Raw genomic sequence first — 17,751 nt, forward strand, 5'->3', positions numbered from 1 at the left:
GCCCCCCCCCCCCGGGGCGCCCCCCCCCCCCCCCCCCCCCCCCGGGGGGGGGGGGGCGCCCCCCCCCCCCCCCCCCGGCCGTTCTGCGTGTCAGCGCCGGACGGGTCGCGTGGCCGCGCTGGTCGCGGTCCTCGTGACGTAGCCGGCCTTGGTGGCGGTCACCCGCACGGTGACCCGCTTGCCAGCGTGCTTCTTCGTGAGCCGGAAGGTCTTCGCGGTGCCGCCCGCCACGACCTTCCCGCCGACCAGCCACCGGTAGGTGAGCCGGACGCCGGCGTCGTACGTCGCCGGGGCGACCCGCAGCGTGCGGCCCACCTTCGGCGCGCCCGTGATGCGCGGCTTCGGCGCCCGCACCTGCGTCCCCGCCGCCACGAGCCGGGCCGGCGACACGCGGCTGACCGGGGCGTAGCCCGGCTTGCGGCCGGTCACGACCACGCTGAGGCGGGTCCCGCGGTCCGCGGCAACGATGGCGTACGTCGTGCCGGTGCGGCCCGCGATCGCAACGCCGTTGCGCTGCCACTGGTAGGTCAGCTCCGTGCCGTCGTCCCACGGCTCCGAGGCCGCCGAGACCGTCCGGCCGACCTGCGCCGTGCCGCTGAACGTCGGCGCCGGGGTGGTCGTCAGGTCACCCGGGGCCACCGGGGCGGCGGGCTCGCTCGTGCGGGCCACGGGCTGGTAGCCGGTGCTGGTGCCACGGACCGTCACCGCCAGACGCTCGCCCGCGAGGGCGGGGCCGGGGGTGAACGTCGCGGTGTCGGCGCCCTCGATGACCGTCCCGCCGGCGGACCACTGGTAGGTGAGCGCGACGCCGTCGTCCCAGGTGCCCGGGACGGCGGTGAGCTCGACGCCGACCTTGGGGGTGCCGGAGACCACCGGGGTCGGGGCGAGGCTCAGGTCCCCGGCGGCCACGGGGGCGGTCGGCTCGCTGGTGCGGGTGGCGGGGGCGTAGCCGGTCCGCGTGCCGGTCACGGCGACGGTGAGGACGTCACCGACCCGGCCGGGGCCGGGGGTGAAGGTCGCCGTGGTGGCGCCCTCGACGGCCTCGCCGTCGGCGGACCACTGGTAGGCGAGGGTGGTGCCCTCGTCCCACGTGCCCGGGACTGCGGTGAGCTCGACGCCGACCTTGGCGGTGCCGGTGATCGTCGGGGTCGGGGAGGCGGTCAGCTCGCCGGCAGCCACGGGGGCGGTGGGCTCGCTGGTGCGGGTTGCGGGTGCGTAGCCGGTCCGTGTTCCGGTGACGGCGACGGTGAGGACGTCGCCGGCGCGGCCGGGGCCGGGGGTGAAGGTCGCCGACGTGGCGCCCTCGACGGCCTCGCCGTCGGCGGACCACTGGTAGGCGAGGTCGGTGCCCTCGTCCCAGGTGCCGGGGACGGCGGTGAGCTCGACGCCGACCTTGGGGTTGCCGGTGATCGTCGGGGTCGGGGTGGAGCCCTGGTCACCGGCCGCGACGGGATCGGTCGGCTCACTGGTCCGCGAGGCCGTCTCGAAGTCGGGCTTGCTGCTGGTCACGGTGACCGTGATCAGGGCACCGAGCTGGGCGGCTGCCGGCGTGAAGACGACCTCGGTGGCTCCCGTGACCGGCTCCCTGTCAGCAGACCACTGGTAGGTCAGCGTGACTCCGTCCTCCCAGCGGCCCGGGTCGACCGTGAGCGGGGAGTCCACCTTCGGCGAGCCGGTGACGGTCGGCGTCGGCGTCAGGCTCTGCAGGGTGGGCAGCACGGTCTTGGGCTCGCTGGTCTTCGTGACGGGCGCGTAGCCGTTCCGGGTGCTGGTGACCGCGAAGGTCAGCGCCTGCCCGATCTGCGCGGCCGGAGGCGTGTACGACGTGCCCGTGGCCTCCGGGATCGCGACGCCGTCGACGTACCACTGGTAGGTCCTCGTGGTGCCGGTGTCCCAGGTGCCCGGGACTCCCGGGACCTGGGCGTAGGCCCGGGGCGTGCCGGTGATCGTCGGGGTCGGCTGGAGGACCTGCGTGCCCGGCTCGATCGGCGCGCTGGGCACCTCGGTGCTGCGGACGACCGGCGCGAACCCGGGCTTGGTGCCGGTGACCCGGAGGGTCAGCCGCTGGCCCAGCTGGGCGGCGGTCGGGGTGAAGGTGGCGCCGGTCGCGCCGCTAGTGGGGTTGGTGCCGTTGACCGACCACTGGAACGTCAGCACCGTGCCGGTGTCCCACGTCCCCAGCGTCGGCTCGTAGGGCGCGCCGACCTTGGGCGTGCCGTCGAGCACGGGGACGGGGGTCTGCGTCGGCTCCTGCCCCGACGCCACCTCGGCAGTCGCCTCGCTCATCGCGGACGTGGTGGTGTAGCCGCCTCGGGTGCCCGTCACGGTGACGGAGACGACCTGGCCGGCCGTGGGGTAGTAGCTGGGACCGGTGGCGCCGGGGACGGCGGTGCCGTTGTTGCGCCACTGGTACGTGAAGACGGTGCCCGGCGTCCAGGCCCCGGGGGAGACGGTCAGCCGCTGACCCGCCTGCGGGGTGCCGCTGATGGTCGGCGTCGCCGTGACCAGGGTGCCGCGAGCGACGTTCGCGGTCGCGGCGCTGGTCACCGAGGTCGGGTTGAGGCCCGCCGAGGTGCCGGTCACCCTCACGCGGACCGGGAGGCCGACGGCCGCGACGGTCGGGGTGTACGACGCGCCGGTGGCGCCGGGCACGGGGCTGCCGTCGACGAGCCACTGGTAGGCGAAGGTCGCACCGTCGGCCCAGCCGGAGGTGTCGACGCTCAGCGGAGCGCCCACCGCCGCGACACCGCCGGTGATCGTCGGCACGGGCGCGGGGGAGGTGAAGGCGGTGCCCACGACGAGACGCGGCGCGCAGTCGAGGCAGGTGCCTCCGAGGGTCGCGGCCCGGGCCACGGGCGTGAGCGCGCTGCCCATCGTGCCGGCGTCGACGGTGAAGGGGATCTCGACGCTGGCGGTCGCGGCCAGCGCGGTGGCCGGGACGGTCCAGGTCAGGGTCGTGCCGTCGAGCGTGGTGCCGGCAGGAGTCGTCCCGATGGTGGCGTCGTCGAGCACGCCGGCCAGGTCGACGGTGACCACGGTTCCGGCGGCGGGCATCGCGACCTTGCCGGTGTTGCGGGCGGTCAGCGTGTAGGTGACCGGGTCGCCGGAGTCGACCGCGCCGGTCGGGCCGGCGAGGTTCAGGTCGAACTTGACGGGCCAGGCGGGCTTGCCGGCGGTGTAGTACCAGGCCTGGAAGAACGCGCCCAGGTCCCTGCCCGAGATGTCCTCGGCCATCGCCCGGAAGTCGACGACGCGCCGACCGGGCACCTGGGTGCCGCCGTAGGTCAGCTGGAACTCACGCACCAGGGTCTCGAAGTCGGCGGTGCCGATCGACGTGCGCAGGGCCTCGAGGGCGATCGATCCGCGCTCGTAGGACTGGCTGCCGAACAGCTGACCGGCCTGGGTCATCGCGGCCGGCGCCGTGTTGAAGGTCCCGCTGGTGGCGGACCGGGAGGTGTAGAGCGCGAAGTTGGCCTGCTCGGTCGTGGTCGTGGAGGTGCCCGCCTCCTCGTACGGGAACTGGAACTCCGAGTACTGGGCGGACCCCTCGCTGAGGGAGATGTCGTTCCAGTCGGTCGGCGCGACGTTGTTGCCCCACCACTGGTGCAGGATCTCGTGGTACGTCGTGCCGCGGCCGGCGCTGTTGGGGAAGAACGGGCGGTCCTGGGTCTCCAGGGCGTAGTTGATGCCGGTGGTGTTGTCGGTGACCAGGCCGGTGCTGTTGCCGGGGTAGGGGCCGAACTTCGTCTCGAAGAAGTCGATCACCGACTTCAGCTGGGCGCGGCTCCCGAGCGTGACGGCCTGGTTGGCCTGGGAGAGCGCCGGGTCGATGAACGTCCACTCCGGGATCGTCCGGCCGCTGGCCAGGGTGATGTCGGAGGTGTAGATGTCGTAGCGGCCGATCGAGAAGAACGACAGCTCGCTGGCCTGCGGCTTCTTCTGGTCCCACACCCAGGTGGTGCGCGAGCCGTCGCCGCTGGGGGTCCGGGAGACCAGCTCGCCGTTGCTCACGACGCCGGCCTGGTAGGTGCGGTCGCCGCCGACCGCGAGGTTGGAGGTGCCCACCTTGCTCGAGGCGTCGACCGTCCAGGTGTAGGTGGCGGTGTCGCGCGGGGTGTTGTTGTTGGGGAACAGGGTCATCGACCCGACCGGCTGGTTGACGAAGGTGGCGCCGTCGACGGTGTTGTTCCAGCCCTCGATCGAGTTGTCGGTGTCGCGGTGGCTGACCGGCTGGCCGGAGTACGTGACGACCGTGGTGAAGGCGCCGCTCACCGGCGTGGACGGGGTGACGACCAGCTTGTGCTTGTCCGTGGTCGCGTCGGTGATGGTGGTGTTCTCGATGCGCGAGAACGTCGCGGGGGCGCCGTTCACGGTGACCGACTCGACGTTGAGCGTCGCGGCCTCGAGCGTGGTCGACGTGCCCTGGAAGTCGAAGGAGTACGACGACAGCGGGGCGCCGGTGGTGGTCGCCTCGATCGTCGCGGTCGCGTCCTGGAGGGTGGTCGTGGACGGCGCGTTGTGCGTCGTCCCGATACCCACGTCGATGCGGAAGTCGAGGTCGTAGTGCTTCACGTCGTAGCCGCTGTTGCCCTGGTTCGGGAACAGCGAGTCGGCGGGGCTCGCGGTCTGGGCGCCGACGACGGCGTCCTCGGCGTTCGCCGCCTCCGTCCCGGTGACGGTGACCAGCAGGCCGGTGGTGAGGGCGAGGGCGGCCAGCTGGCCGGTGCGGCGTCGCGCAGTCGTCACGTGTGCATCTCTCGGGTCGTGCCCCGCGGCAGAGTTCCGAGAGCGGGATCGACTGAGAACCTAGTCAGGTCGTGTTTCGTGCGTGTCACTTTCGGTGAAGTTGTCCGACAATCTCGGATCCTGATCCACGAGTGACCGTGGCGGCCGCTCAGTGGTGGGTCCAGTCCTCGCTCTGGGTGAGGCGGAAGAGGTAGGTCAGGGCCGGGACGACGATGACGGCCGCGAGCACCACGGCGACCAGCAGCGCGCGGAGCGTGGCCGGGGCGCCGGCGGCGTCCGCGATGGTGATCTCGTCGACGAGGAGGTAGGGGTACTGCGCCACGCCCCAGCCCAGGACGACGGCGGCCACCGCGGCCAGGGCCGTGACCCGGGCCGGAGCCGGGCGCCGCCGGAGCAGGAGCACCAGCGTCGCGACCCCGGCGACGGCCGACAGCACGACCAGCGGCGCGGCGCGTCCGGCGAGGCCGTCGGTGAGGGTCGGGGCGTCCCGGGTGAGCGGCACCAGGGCGGCGAACACGACCGCGCCGGTGACCACGCCCACGACGAGGGTGCGGCGGCGCAGCGCCTCGGCCAGCCGGTCGGCGCCGCTGCGGACGGCGTCGGCGGTGAGGAAGGTGCCGGCGAGGAACGCGCACGTGCCGACCGCGATCGCCCCACCGAACATCGATGTCGGGTTGAGCCACGACGACCACAGGTCGCCCCGGCCGGTGGCCGGCACGCGGCCCGACGCGATCGCGCCGGCGACCGCGCCCAGGAAGAACGGCGTGACCACCGACGACACCGCGAAGATCGCGCCGAACAGGCGGGCCTGGCCGAGCGTGCCGGCGTACTTGCGGAAGGCGAAGCTGGCGCCGCGCAGCACGATGCCGAGCAGCGCGAGGAGCATGGGCAGGATCAGCGTCGACATGGTGCTGGCGAAGGTCTCGGGGAACGCCGTCCACCACATCACCAGCACGTAGATCAGCCAGACGTGGTTGGCCTCCCAGACCGGGCCGATGCTGTGGTCGACGAGCGTGCGCAGCTCCGCGCCCTTCACGGCGCCACCCGCGGTGAGGTCGTAGAAGCCCGACCCGAAGTCGGCGCCGCCGAAGAGCGCGTAGGCGAGCACGCCGACGAAGAGCGCCGCGACGACCAGCATCGGCAGGGTCACCGAGCCACCTCCTCGCGCGGCTCGGGACCGTAGGGGCTGGGCAGGTCGCTCTCGCCGGCGCGCCAGCGACGCGCCATCGAGCGCAGCACGACGACGGCCCCGGTGGTCATGCCGGCGTAGACGACGACGGTCGCGCCGAGCAGCCACCACAGGCCGGAGTTGCTGCCGGCCGCCTCCGTCGTGCGCAGCACGCCGTAGACGACCCAGGGCTGACGGCCCACCTCGGTGGCGATCCAGCCGGCCTCGAGGGCGACCACCGCGAGCGGCCCGGAGACGGCGGCGAAGCGCAGGAACCAGCGGCGCTCCAGCAGGTCGCGTCCTCGCCAGCGCATGAACCAGAACAGCACGACCGCGCCGGCCAGCAGCGTTCCGATGCCGATCATCGTCTGGAACGCCCAGTGGGTGAGGTTGACCGGCGGGTGGTCCTCCTCCGGGATGGTGTCGAGTCCCTGGACCGGCTCGGTGAAGGAGTTCTGGGCGATCAGCGAGCCGAGCACCGGGATGTCGATCGCCCACTTGACCTCGCCGTCGACCAGCACGCCGCCCAGGCGCAGGGGAGAGGGGCTCTCGGTCGTCTCGGCGAGCTCGAACGCCGCGAGCTTGGCCGGCTGCCGGTCACCGAGGTTGCCGCCGAGCAGGTGGCCGATGAACGGCTGCGTCAGCGCGGCCACGGTCGCGAACACGAACGGCACGATGAACCCGAGCCGGTGGTGCGGGTCGCGGCGCCCGCGCAGCATGCCGACGGCGTACACCCCGGAGACGGCGAAGCCAACCACCATGAACGCCGCGACCCACATGTGCAGGAACTGCATGAACACCAGGTCGTTGAACATCGCGGCCCAGGGGTCGACGTTCGTGACCTCGCCGTCGACCATCGTGAAGCCGGCGGGGGCGTTCATCCAGGCGTTGACCGAGATCACGCAGAACGTCCCGACGACGCCGGCGGCCGCCATCGGGACCAGCATCAGCAGGTGCCGGCGCGGTGGCATCCGGCCCCAGCCGTAGAGGTAGATGCCGAGGAAGATCGCCTCGACGAAGAACGACAGCCCCTCGAACGCGAAGGGCAGCCCGAGCACGTCGCCGAAGGGGCCCATGAGCCCGGGCCACAGGAGCCCCATCTCGAAGCTCAGCACGGTCCCGGACACCGCGCCGATGGCGAACAGCACCGCCGAGACCTTCGACCAGCGCTTGGCGAGCTCCAGCGCTACCGGGTCGTCGCGGACGATGCCGCGTCGGTGGACGACGAAGATCATCGCGGGGAAGGCGACCCCGAAGCAGGCCAGCACGATGTGCCAGCCGAGCGAGAGCGCCATCTGCTCCCGGGCCGGGAGGAGCCCCGCCGGGTCCTCGGCGGTGAGCAGCTGGAGAGTGAGCGCGGAGACCGTCACACTCCGACCGTAGGACGCCAGGGCCGAACGTCACACCCTTTGTGAAAGTTTTCACAAGTTCCGGTCCGGGGTCCCGGCTGCCACTATGTCCGGACCATGTCCCTGCCCTTCGACCCCATCGACGAAGCCGCTCGACAGTGGGGGAAGCGCTGGGACGGTGTCGCTGCCATGCACGCGGTCACCTCGCTGATGCGGGTTCAGCAGCTGGTGATCGGCCAGCTCGACGCGCTCCTCAAGCCGCACGGACTGACCTTCGCCCGCTACGAGGCGCTGGTGCTGCTGGTCTTCTCCTCCCGAGGGTCGCTTCCCCTGGGCAAGATGGGGCAGCGCCTCCAGGTCCACCCCACCTCGATCACCTCCATCGCCCGACGCCTGGAGGCGGCCGGCCACATCACCCGCCGCCAGCACCCCGACGACGGCCGCGCGGTCCTCGCCGAGATCACCGCCGAGGGACGCGCCGTCGTCGAGGCCGCCACCCGCGACCTCGTCGAGTCCGGCTTCGCCCTCAACGCCATGAGCGACCCCGACCTGCAGGCCCTGTCGGAGCTCCTCCGCCCGGTCCGCCGCGAGGCCGGCGACTTCTGACCCCTCGCCCCGGTGGTCGAGGCGCGTGCGCGGCGAGCCGCGTCCGGTGGTCGAGCAGTGAGGAGCGTCAGCGACGAGCGCCCGTCGAGACCCCGTGAGCCGAGCGCCCAGCGGCGACTCACGGTGGTTGAGGTGCGAGCGCAGCGAGCCTCGAAACCACCTGATGTGTGCGGGGCTGATGTGGCCCGCGCGCGTAGCAGCCCGGGTCTCGGCGTCAAGGAGCTTCGCCCGCTTCGCGGCGGCCTGCGGGCGTCCTTGACTCCGAGCCTCTCCCGGGCTGCTGGGGCGGCGCACGGGCGGCGGCGGCTTCGCCGCGCCGCCCGCGAACAGCGCGGGCCCTGCCTATCGGTCATCAGCGTCGGCAGTTCGCGCCTGACAGCGACGTCTCCACGCTTGGCCGGCCCGCTGGGGTGGCCAACTGCCGACGCTGAGAGCAGGTAGACGCACCACCAGTCACGCCAGCCTCACCAGGGGTGACGCGGAGACGCGACCGGCTACGCGCGCGGCACCCCAGTCCGGCCCGAGAACACCTTCAGAAGAGCGGCAACTCCGGGGGTTGAGGAAGGCGCGCTAGCGCCTGTCTCGAAACCCCTCCCGACCACCGGAGACGTGGTTTCGAGGCTCGCTGCGCTCGCACCTCAACCACCGTGGGTCACTGCTCGGCGTCGGGTCACGGGGTCTCGACGGGCGCTCGTCGCTGGCGCTCCTCACTGCTCGACCACCGGTCGGGTGGTTTCGAGGCTCGCTTCGCTCGCACCTCAACCACCGCAGGGCGACGTGGTTTCGAGACGGGACTTCGTCCCTCCTCGACCACCGGGTGGGACTTGGTCCTGGGGCGGTGGGGACCTTGGGCCTGGGTGGGGTGTGGAGGGGTCTGGTGGAATCGTCGGTGTGGACCTCGACCGCGCGCTGGCCGCGCTGCCTGCCAATCCCCGCATCGTCGTCACGGGCAACCACGCGACGCCGTGGCACACGCTGAGGCTGGTGGACGAGCGGCTGGCGGAGTACCGGCTGTGGATGCTCAACGGGCAGCACGGGATCCCGGACCGGGAGGGCGTGACGCTGGAGACGTCGTTCGTCGGGCCGGGGCAGCGGCGCAGCCCGCGGCTGAGCTACGTGCCGTCGCGGCTCTCGCTCGTGCCGACGCTGTTCGCGGGGTCGATGCCTCCGGACGCGGTGGTGCTGCACACGACGCGGCCCCGCGACGGGAAGGTGTCGCTGGGGGTGGAGGTCAACGTGCTGCCGGCCGCGATCGAGGCGGTGCGCAGCCGGGGCGGGATCGTGGTGGCGCAGGTCAACGACCACCTGCCGTGGACGTACGGCGACGCGCTGGTCGACGTGGAGCACCTCGACGTGCTCGTGGAGGCCGACGAGCCGCTCGCGCACGCCGCCGGGGCGCCCATCGACGACGCGTCGGCCAGGATCGGCGAGCTGGTCGCCGCGCGGGTGGGGGACGGCGCGACGCTCCAGGCCGGCATCGGGGCGGTGCCGGACGCCACGATGCGCGGCCTCATCGGGCGCCGCGGTCTGCGGATCTGGACCGAGATGTTCTCCGACAGCGTGCTCGCGCTCGAGCTCGCCGGCGCCCTCGACCGCGACGTGCCGATCTCGGCGTCGTTCCTGTTCGGCTCGCCGGAGCTCTTCGAGTGGGTCGACGGCAACGACCGCGTCGAGATGGTGCGCACCGAGGTCACCAACGACCCGGCGCGCATCGCCGGAAACCCGGCGATGGTCAGCGTCAACACCGCGCTGCAGGTCGACCTCTTCGGCCAGGCCAACGCCTCCCGGATCAACGCCCGCATCCACTCCGGCACCGGTGGCCAGACCGACTTCATCGTGGGCGCGCTGCACAGCCCGGGCGGTCAGGCGTTCATCGCCCTGCGCTCCTGGCACCCGAAGGCGGACGTGTCGACCGTCGTCGCGCTCGTCGACGAGCCGGTGACGTCGTTCCAGATGAGCGCGATCGTGACCGAGCAGGGCCTGGCCGAGGTCTTCGGTCGGGACCAGCGCGAGCAGGCCCGCCAGATCATCGACCACGCCGCTCACCCCAGCGTCCGCGACGACCTCTGGGAGGAGGCCGCGGCGCTGGGGCTCGCGTGAGGCGTCAGGGGCGCAGGTCGACCCAGACCGCGCGGTGGTCCGACGACGGGAACGGGAACTCGCCGGTCAGGCGCGACAGCGGGTCGGACGGCACCGGCCAGAAGATGCCCGAGCCGCGGACCTTCAGGCCCCTCGCGGGCAGCACGTAGTCGGCGCGCAGGTTGCCCGGGGCCGGGTTGTCGTTGAAGTCGGCGGTGTCGAAGCGCGGGTCCGACTCGTGCGCGAGGTTGGCGCCGCCCTGGCGTGCCGCGGCCTCCACCCCGCCGCGGGACGACGGCCGCGGGTCGGTGATGCGCGGGTGGTCGAGCAGCTGCTGGATCGAGCCCCCCACCGAGTCTCCGTCGCGCGGGTCGCTGTTCTGGTCGCCGGCGATGACGAACCTCTCGCCGCGGGGCAGGCCGCCTCGGCGGCCGCGGTCGTCGTAGACGTAGCGCCGGCCGTCGACGTAGTCGGCCCAGAAGCGGATCTCGTCGTGGTTGCGGGCGCCGTTGCGGTCCTCGGGGCCGTCGAACGTCGGAGGGGTCGGGTGCGAGACCAGGAAGTGGACGGTGCGGCGACCGATCCGCACCGGCACGTCCCAGTGGGACTTGCTGGACAGCCGCACGTCCTCCAGCTCGGCGGGGGAGTACCAGTCACGCGGCGCGGCGGTGGCCGGGTCGTCGGGCAGCAGGGCGCCCGGCATGTCCTTCCACAGGAACCGCTGGAACGTCCTCACCTTGCCGGCGACGATCGGGTGCTTGCTCAGCACGACCATGCCGTACTGGCCCTCGAAGTCGCCGAACCCGAACGCGTCGTTGCCGCCGCCCACGGTGCTGTTGTTGTCGAGGTCGTGCCCGCTGGGGACACCGGTGTTGGAGGGGGCGACGTAGGCGTAGGGGTAGTCGATGGGCCTCGCGCCGCCGTGGCCCACCGCGAGGTAGTTGTCGCGGAACAGGTCGACGGCCACCCGGCCGGGCACGTAGTCGAACTCGTTGAGCAGCAGGACGTCGGGGCGCGTGCGCTGGATGATCTCGGCCACGGCCGACGCCTGCGGGTCGTCGGGGGTGGAGAGGTCCTCCACGAGCTCGCCCGCGCGCGTGCGGTTGAGGGAGGCGTTGAAGGTCTGGAACCGAACGGTGCCACGCGTGCTGTGGTGACCCCCCTGGTGGCCACCGTGGTGGCCCTGCTGATGGGTCCCGTGGTGGCCCCCGTGGCGGTCGCGGTCGGCGGCGGTGGCGGACCCGCCGGTGAGGCCGGCGACGGCCGGCGTGGTCAGGAGAGTGATGGCCGCGGCGCTCGCCGCGGCAGCCCGAGAGATTTTCATGGCTCCGACCCTGCCACGGCCAGGTGACAGCCGCCCGAACGCCGGGTGGCGGTCCTCCCTAGGATTGGGGCCATGACGCAGCAGCCGTTCAGCCGCCCCGGAGCGATCGACCTCTCCGCCCTCAAGCGCCCCGCCGCGCCGAGCCCCGCGCCGGGCGCCGGCGCCCCCGCGGGTGCAGCCGGCGGCGGCATCGCGTCGTACGCCCTGGAGGTCACCGAGCAGAACTTCCAGGAGGTCATCGAGCGGTCGATGACCGCGCCGGTCCTGCTCGTGCTCTTCTCGCGCTCGCGGATGCCCGAGAGCGGCCAGCTCGCCGACGACCTCGCGACGCTGTCGGGAGAGTTCGAGGGCCGGTTCCTGGCCGGACTGGTCGACGTCGACGCCGCCCCGCAGATCGCCCAGGCCATGCAGGTCCAGTCGATCCCGCTGGTCGTCGCCATCCTCGACGGTCGCCCCGCGCCGCTGCTGCAGGACGTCGTCCCGCTCGAGGAGCTGCGCACGGCCCTGACCCAGGTGATGCAGCAGCTCGCGACCCAGGGCATGACCGCTCGCCACCAGCCGCTGTCCGGTGCCGCGCCCGCCGCTGCCGGCGAGGGCGACGAGGAGGCGGTGGACCCGCGCTACGCCGCCGCCGAGGACGCGCTGGCCGCCAACGACTTCGACGGCGCCGTCGCGGAGTACCAGAAGCTCGTCACCGCCAACCCCGCCGACGCCGAGGCTGCCGCGGGGCTCGCCATGGCCAAGGTCCTCCAGCGCACCCAGGGCGTCGACCCCGCCGCTGCTCGCGCCGCGGCGGACGGCGCCCCGGACGAGCTCGACGCGCAGACCCTGGTGGCCGACCTGGACCTCCTCGAGGGCCGCGTGGACGAGGCCTTCGGCCGCCTGGTCGAGCTGGTCCGCCGCTCGTCCGGCGACGAGCGCAACGCCGCGCGCGAGCACCTGCTCGGGCTCTTCGCGGCCGTCGGCAACGAGGATCCGCGCGTGCTCAAGGGCCGTCAGAGCCTCGCCTCCGCGCTCTTCTGAGTGCACGGGTGAACGCCGGCCCGTCCTACGTCCTGCGCGGCTTCGCCCTGTGGCGGCACCGCCCGGGGCTGATGCTGCTGGGGATGCTCCCGGCCCTGATCGTCTCGCTCGTGCTGCTGACGGCGTACGTCGTCCTGCTGCTGCAGCTGCCCGACCTGGTGAGCTGGGCGACGCCGTTCGTGGACGACGCGGGCGACCCGGTGCAGGTCCTGGTGCGGCTGAGCGTCGGACTCGTGGTCGCGGTCGGGGCCCTCGCGCTGGCCGCCTCGACCTTCGTCGCGCTGACGCTGCTGGTCGGTGACCCGTTCTACGCGCGGATCTGGCGCGAGACCGAGCGGATGCTCGGCGGCGACGTGCCCGACGGCGAGCTCAGCGCGTGGCGTGCGGCCCGTGACGCGGTCGTCCTGGTGCTGGTGGGCATCGGCGCCAGCGTGCTGGTCGTCGTGATCGGGTTCCTGCCCGTCGTCGGCACGGTGCTCGGCGCCGTGCTCGGGCTGGTGGTCTCGGGATGGATGCTCGCCGGCGACCTCCTCGGGCGCCCGCTCGAGGCTCGTGGCCTGGACGCGGCGCGCCGCGCGGAGCTCACCCGGGGTCGGCGCCGGACCGTGCTGGGCTTCGGGGTGCTCGTGCAGGCGTTCTTCCTGGTGCCGCTCGGGGCGGTGGTCGTGATGCCGGCGGCCGTGGTGGGCGCCACCATGCTCGCCCGGGATCTGGCGGCCGAGCGGGACGCGGCCGAAGTGCGCTGACCCACAGGGGTATCGAGACAGGGGCTTCGAGGTAGGGGTTTCGAGACAGGACTTCGTCCTTCCTCAACCCCCGGGCGGACGTCGTCCTTCTCTAGCCCCCGGCGGCGAGGGCGGTGAGGACGGCGGTGACGGCGGGGGAGGAGGCCATGCTCCGCCGGTGCAGGGCGAGCACCTCGCGGGTGGGTGCCGGATCGGTCGCCGGGACGGCGACGAGCTCCTCGCCCAGCGGCGCGCGGCCGAGCCGGGGGACCAGGGCGATTCCGAGCCCGGCGCGCACCATCGCGAGGTGGCTGTCGAACTCCATCGACTGGTGCGCGATGCGCGGCAGCCGCCCGGTGCCGTCGTACATCCGGGTCAGCCACTGCCGGCAGATCGTCCCCTCGGGGGTGGCGACCCAGCCCTCGTCCACGAGGTCGCGCGGGGTGACGCGCGGGCGGCCGGCGAGCGGGTGGTCGCGGTGCACCACGACGTCCGCGAGGTCCCGGGCCACCCGCGCCGCGACGACGTGCTCGGGGATCGCCAGCGCCACGTCGCCCCAGCTGTGGACCACGCCGATCTCGCACTGGCCGGAGGCGACCAGGTCGACGGTGTCCCACGGCTCGCGCTCGGAGAGCTGCAGCGTGAGGTCGGGATGGGCGTCGAGCAGCGCGCGCACCGCGGGCGCGACCAGCCCGCGCATGGCCGTCGAGAACGCGACGATGCGCAGGTGCCCGGCGACCGCCTCGGCCTGACGGTGCAGCCCGGACTCGATCTCCTCGAGGTCCCCGAGCACCTTGGCGCCCGCGTCGACCAGGTGCCGGCCGTGGCGGGTCAGCATGACGCCGCGCCCGACCCGCTCCAGCAGGGGCACGCCGGTCTGGCGCTCCAGCCGCTTCACCTGCTGCGACACCGCGCTCGGCGTGAATCCCAGCGCGTCGGCGGCGCCGACGACCGAGCCGTGGGTGTCGACGGCGCGCAGGGCGGTGAGGGCGTTCAGGTCGATCATGCAGCGATGCTACCGGGAAACGTGCACGAGGATTCGCTGGTGCTTCCGAGTCGCCGGCGTCAGGCTAGAGCCGTGAACCGACGCGACTCCCTCCTCGCCGCGCTCGTGGCGACCGTCTGGGGCTTCAACTTCGTGGTCATCGACTGGGGGATGGGCGACGTCCCGCCGCTGCTCTTCCTGGCCGCCCGCTTCGTCCTGGTCGTGCTCCCGGCCGTCTTCCTGGTCGGGCGCCCGCAGGCGCCCTGGCGGACGGTGGCCCTGATCGGGGTCTTCATGTCGCTGGGCCAGTTCGGCTTCCTGTACGTCGGGATGGCCGCGGGCATGCCGCCCGGGCTCGCCGCACTGGTGCTCCAGGCCCAGGTCATCTTCACCGTGCTGATCGCCACCGGCGTGCTGCGCGAGCTGCCCACACCGGCCCAGGCCGTCGGGGTGTCTCTGGGCTCGGTCGGCCTGCTCGTGGTGGCCGTGGGCCGCGGCGGCAACGTGCCGCTGCTGGCGCTCGCCCTGTGCCTGCTCGCCGCCCTCTCCTGGGGCATCGGCAACGTCCTGGCCCGGGCGTCCGGGGTCACCGGAGGCCTCTCGCTCACCGTGTGGTCGGCCCTCGTCGTCCCGGTGCCCCTGGTGGCGCTGAGCCTGCTGCTGGACGGCCCTGCCGCGCTGGCCGACGGCGTGACGGCGTTCGGCTGGCAGGCGCTGGTGTCGACGCTCTACACCGCCGGGCTCGCCTCGCTGGTGGGCTACGGGATCTTCAACACGCTGCTCGGCCGCAACCCGTCGGCCTCGGTGGTGCCGTGGGTGCTGCTCGCGCCGGTGGTGGCGATGGCCTCGGCCTGGCTGCTGCTCGACCAGCGCCCCAACGCCGCCGAGTCCCTGGGCGGGCTGCTGCTGGTGCTCGGGGTCCTGGTGGCGCTGCGCCCGAGCAGCCGCGTGCGCGTCAGTCCGCCACCGGCACGCACAGCACCGGTCGCGAGCTCAGGTGCAGCAGCTTGTGCGGCGTCGAGCCCAGCATCGCGCCCTTGAGCGGGCTCTCGCCGGCGGTGCCGACCACGATGACGGTCGCGTCGCGGGCGTCGGCCACCTGCATGAGGGCCTGGGCCGGCTTGGCGTCCACGAGCTCGATGTCGGTCTCGACGCCGGCAGCCTGAGCGCGCTCGACGGCGTGCGACAGCGCGGTGCGTCCGATCTCGAGCAGTGCCTCGCGGTGGGCCTTGAACTCCTCGCCTCCGCCGCCCGGCGGCGCGACGCCGTAGACCAGCACGAGCGGCTCGCCGAAGCGGGCCGCGACGTTGATCGCGGTGGTGAGCGCGGCGTCCGCGCCCGGTGACTCGTCGTAGCCCAGCACCACTGCCATGGGGTCAGCCTTCCAGTCCGTCGGGGTCGGCCTGTCCGGTCTTCACGCCGTGGACGACGTCGGGGTCGGGCACACCGGCCCGCTCCTGCCAGTAGCGCGCGTCCCGGGTCCGCCAGAAGAGCATCAGCACCACGCCGGTCAGGAAGATGCCGAGCCCGATGACGAGCGGCGGGCCGACCCCGAGCCAGGACTGGCCGCTGTAGGAGTTGGCGGGGTCCGACATGTCGCGCACCGACAGCACGAGCAGCCAGATCAGCATCAGCGCACCGGCGACCGGACCGACGCCGATGAGCAGCAGGTTCTTGGGGCTCTCGAGCAGGTGCCGCCGGTGGTAGACCGCGCAGGCGATGCCGGTCAGCGCGTAGTAGAACGCGATCAGCAGGGCCAGCGCGGTGAGCGAGTCGAAGAGCGCGTTGGCGCTGACCTGGTAGATCGAGACGTACCAGACGATCGCGATGCCCGCGACCCACCAGGTGCTGACGTACGGCGTGCGGTGCCGCGGGTCGATGCGCCCGAAGTGCGCCGGGATCGCGTGCCTGCGGGCCATGGAGAGGCCGGTGCGTGACGCCGGGATGATCGTCGTCTGCGTCGAGGCGATCGCCGACGTCGCGACCGACGCCAGCACGACCCAGCTCCAGCCGCCCATCACCTCCTCGCTGAGGTAGGCGAAGACGAACTCCTCCTCGCCGGCGTTCTCGCTCAGCCAGGCGGTGCCGGCATAGGCGACGACCGCCACGGCCACCGAGACGTACGTCGCCAGCAGCACCAGCGTCGACCAGACCGCGGCGCGTCCCGGCGTGGAGGCGCCGTCGGTGGTCTCCTCGCTGAGGTTGACCGCCGACTCCCAGCCCCAGTAGGCGAAGACGCCCAGCAGCAGCGCCGTGGACAGGTTCGCCCCGCCGGCGCCGAAGGGGTTCAGCCACGACCACGACGGGTCGATCGGGTCGAGGGTGCTGTTGTCGCTGACGGCCTTGGTGATCGCGACCGCCGCGAAGACCAGCAAGGAGACGACCTGAGCCAGGATCAGCACGTTCTGCAGGCGTGCGGAGACGTCGGTGCCGAGGATGCAGATCCAGGTGAGCAGCAGGATCAGCGCGATCGCCAACGGCATCCGCACCCACGCGTCGTCGGCGGCCGCGTCGGCGCCGAAGGTCCGCAGCGTGAAGCTCACACCGACGTCGGCCAGCGAGCCGATCACCAGCACGCCGGTCATGGTGATGGCCCAGCCCCCGATCCACCCGAACCACGGGCCCAGCGCGCGGGTCACCCAGCTGAACGTCGTGCCGCAGTCCTGGTCGACCCGGTTGAGGTAGAGGAACGCGGTGGCGATCAGCGCCATCGGCACGAACGACGCCAGGAGCGCGCCGGGGGCGTAGACGCCCACGGCGGCCGTGATCGCACCGATCACCGCCGCCAGGGAGTACGCGGGCGACGTCGCGGCCAGGCCGATCACCAGCGCGTCGACGAAGCCGATCGAGTCGGCCTTGAGCTGCGGGTCCTGCGTCTCCACGTCCGGCATCGGTCGCTCCCTCCACCCCTGGGAACTCGTTCTACACCGGTGCGGGGGCCTTGAGAAGGCCTGCCGGACCTCAGTGGTCGGGCAGCGGGGTCATTCCGTGCGGCCGGACTCGGTGTAGGCGGGGCCGCCGCCGAGGTTGGCGAGCGCGGCCTCGAGGCGCCGGGTGGTGAAGTCGGCGCACCGCTCGCGGGCCTCGTCGAGGGTCAGGAACTCCGCCGACCGGATCTCGCGGGCCTGCTTGACGATGACGTCGGTGATCGAGGCGTCGTGCACGCCGCCGTCGAAGACCAGGCACAGGGCGTCGTCCCAACCGCCCCACGGAGGCAGCCAGTCGGTGAGGACCAGGGGCCCGACCTCGAGGGAGAGGCCCAGCTCCTCCTCGACCTCGCGGGCGACCGCGAGCTGCGGCGACTCGCCCACCTCGACGACGCCGCCGGGCAGGTCCCAGTCCTGCTTGTAGGTCAGCTGGCACAGCAGCACCCGCTCGTCGCGGTCGCGGATCAGCATCTGGCTGATGGCGCGCTTGCGCGGCAGGAACGAGTTGAGCAGTGCCCGGAAGCCACCGGGCTCGTCCACCGAGGTGTCGGAGCCGAGCCTGGCGTAGACGACGAGGTCGCCGTCGACCCCGCGCTGCACGCCCTCGCGCTGCATGCCGGACCAGGTGGCGACGCGCTGGCCGGCCTCGTCGTCGGTCCCGACCAGGATCTCGACCCGGCCGTGGGAGGCCAGCGCGCCCTCGACCTCGCGCCGGACGGCGTCGAGCGAGGGCGTCGCGTCGCCCGTCGTGGGCGGGGTCCAGACGATGCGAGCGACGCCGTCGGAGACCGTCTCGACCCTCGGCTGCTCGCTCACGCC

General features: G+C 73.0%; 13 protein-coding genes. 5 read left to right on the forward strand and 8 right to left on the reverse strand.

Going from position 1 to position 17,751, the window contains the following annotated elements; translation table 11 throughout:
• Positions 1 to 90 precede the first annotated feature (90 nt).
• From IRQ30_RS09270 to IRQ30_RS09280, 3 genes are all read right to left on the reverse strand, one after another.
• Positions 91 to 4,746, reverse strand: coding sequence for a M1 family aminopeptidase (locus IRQ30_RS09270; protein WP_193612636.1), 4,656 nt, complete (start codon positions 4,744 to 4,746; stop codon positions 91 to 93).
• 148 nt (positions 4,747 to 4,894) lie between these two features.
• Complete coding sequence (locus tag IRQ30_RS09275; protein ID WP_338089637.1) at positions 4,895 to 5,896, reverse strand: cytochrome d ubiquinol oxidase subunit II; 1,002 nt, start codon at positions 5,894 to 5,896, stop codon at positions 4,895 to 4,897.
• A complete protein-coding gene (locus tag IRQ30_RS09280) occupies positions 5,893 to 7,284 on the reverse strand; it encodes a cytochrome ubiquinol oxidase subunit I (RefSeq protein ID WP_338089638.1) in 1,392 nt (463 codons plus the stop codon). The genes IRQ30_RS09275 and IRQ30_RS09280 overlap by 4 nt, the downstream gene beginning before the upstream one ends.
• A gap of 96 nt (positions 7,285 to 7,380) precedes the next feature.
• On the opposite strand from IRQ30_RS09280, the gene IRQ30_RS09285 reads away from it, so the two are divergent.
• Both IRQ30_RS09285 and IRQ30_RS09290 read left to right on the forward strand, forming a co-directional pair.
• Positions 7,381 to 7,869, forward strand: a complete 489-nt coding sequence (locus IRQ30_RS09285; protein ID WP_193612637.1) for a MarR family winged helix-turn-helix transcriptional regulator — start codon at positions 7,381 to 7,383, stop codon at positions 7,867 to 7,869.
• 891 nt (positions 7,870 to 8,760) lie between these two features.
• The gene (locus tag IRQ30_RS09290) at positions 8,761 to 9,969 is read left to right on the forward strand and encodes an acetyl-CoA hydrolase/transferase C-terminal domain-containing protein (protein WP_193612638.1); all 1,209 of its coding nucleotides are present in this window, start codon (positions 8,761 to 8,763) and stop codon (positions 9,967 to 9,969) included.
• A gap of 4 nt (positions 9,970 to 9,973) precedes the next feature.
• On the opposite strand, the gene IRQ30_RS09295 is transcribed toward IRQ30_RS09290, so the two are convergent.
• Positions 9,974 to 11,272: an endonuclease/exonuclease/phosphatase family protein gene (locus IRQ30_RS09295; protein ID WP_193612639.1), complete on the reverse strand. Its 1,299-nt coding sequence runs from the start codon at positions 11,270 to 11,272 to the stop codon at positions 9,974 to 9,976.
• A 72-nt stretch (positions 11,273 to 11,344) separates the two neighbouring features.
• On the opposite strand from IRQ30_RS09295, the gene IRQ30_RS09300 reads away from it, so the two are divergent.
• Both IRQ30_RS09300 and IRQ30_RS09305 read left to right on the forward strand, forming a co-directional pair.
• The gene (locus tag IRQ30_RS09300) at positions 11,345 to 12,295 is read left to right on the forward strand and encodes a co-chaperone YbbN (RefSeq protein WP_193612640.1); all 951 of its coding nucleotides are present in this window, start codon (positions 11,345 to 11,347) and stop codon (positions 12,293 to 12,295) included.
• A gap of 8 nt (positions 12,296 to 12,303) precedes the next feature.
• On the forward strand, positions 12,304 to 13,041 hold the full coding sequence (locus tag IRQ30_RS09305) for an EI24 domain-containing protein (RefSeq protein WP_193612641.1): 738 nt from the start codon (positions 12,304 to 12,306) through the stop codon (positions 13,039 to 13,041).
• A 91-nt stretch (positions 13,042 to 13,132) separates the two neighbouring features.
• Here the strand turns inward: IRQ30_RS09305 and IRQ30_RS09310 are convergent, their stop codons facing one another.
• Positions 13,133 to 14,026: a LysR family transcriptional regulator gene (locus IRQ30_RS09310; protein ID WP_193612642.1), complete on the reverse strand. Its 894-nt coding sequence runs from the start codon at positions 14,024 to 14,026 to the stop codon at positions 13,133 to 13,135.
• A gap of 72 nt (positions 14,027 to 14,098) precedes the next feature.
• Between IRQ30_RS09310 and IRQ30_RS09315 the strand changes: the two genes are divergently transcribed.
• Positions 14,099 to 15,046 (forward strand): EamA family transporter, encoded by a 948-nt coding sequence (locus tag IRQ30_RS09315; protein WP_193612643.1) that lies wholly within the window; start codon positions 14,099 to 14,101, stop codon positions 15,044 to 15,046.
• Here the strand turns inward: IRQ30_RS09315 and IRQ30_RS09320 are convergent.
• The 3 genes from IRQ30_RS09320 to IRQ30_RS09330 all read right to left on the reverse strand — a co-directional run bounded on the left by IRQ30_RS09320 (position 14,961) and on the right by IRQ30_RS09330 (position 17,748).
• The gene (locus IRQ30_RS09320; RefSeq protein ID WP_193610427.1) at positions 14,961 to 15,377 is read right to left on the reverse strand and encodes a universal stress protein; all 417 of its coding nucleotides are present in this window, start codon (positions 15,375 to 15,377) and stop codon (positions 14,961 to 14,963) included. The genes IRQ30_RS09315 and IRQ30_RS09320 overlap by 86 nt on opposite strands.
• A gap of 4 nt (positions 15,378 to 15,381) precedes the next feature.
• Positions 15,382 to 16,896, reverse strand: a complete 1,515-nt coding sequence (locus tag IRQ30_RS09325) for an APC family permease (protein WP_193612644.1) — start codon at positions 16,894 to 16,896, stop codon at positions 15,382 to 15,384.
• Between the two features lie 90 nt (positions 16,897 to 16,986).
• Positions 16,987 to 17,748, reverse strand: coding sequence for an NUDIX domain-containing protein (locus tag IRQ30_RS09330; protein WP_193612645.1), 762 nt, complete (start codon positions 17,746 to 17,748; stop codon positions 16,987 to 16,989).
• Between the last annotated feature and the right edge of the window lie 3 nt (positions 17,749 to 17,751).

The organism is Nocardioides lijunqiniae (assembly GCF_015024225.1).
Lineage (GTDB): Bacteria > Actinomycetota > Actinomycetes > Propionibacteriales > Nocardioidaceae > Nocardioides > Nocardioides lijunqiniae.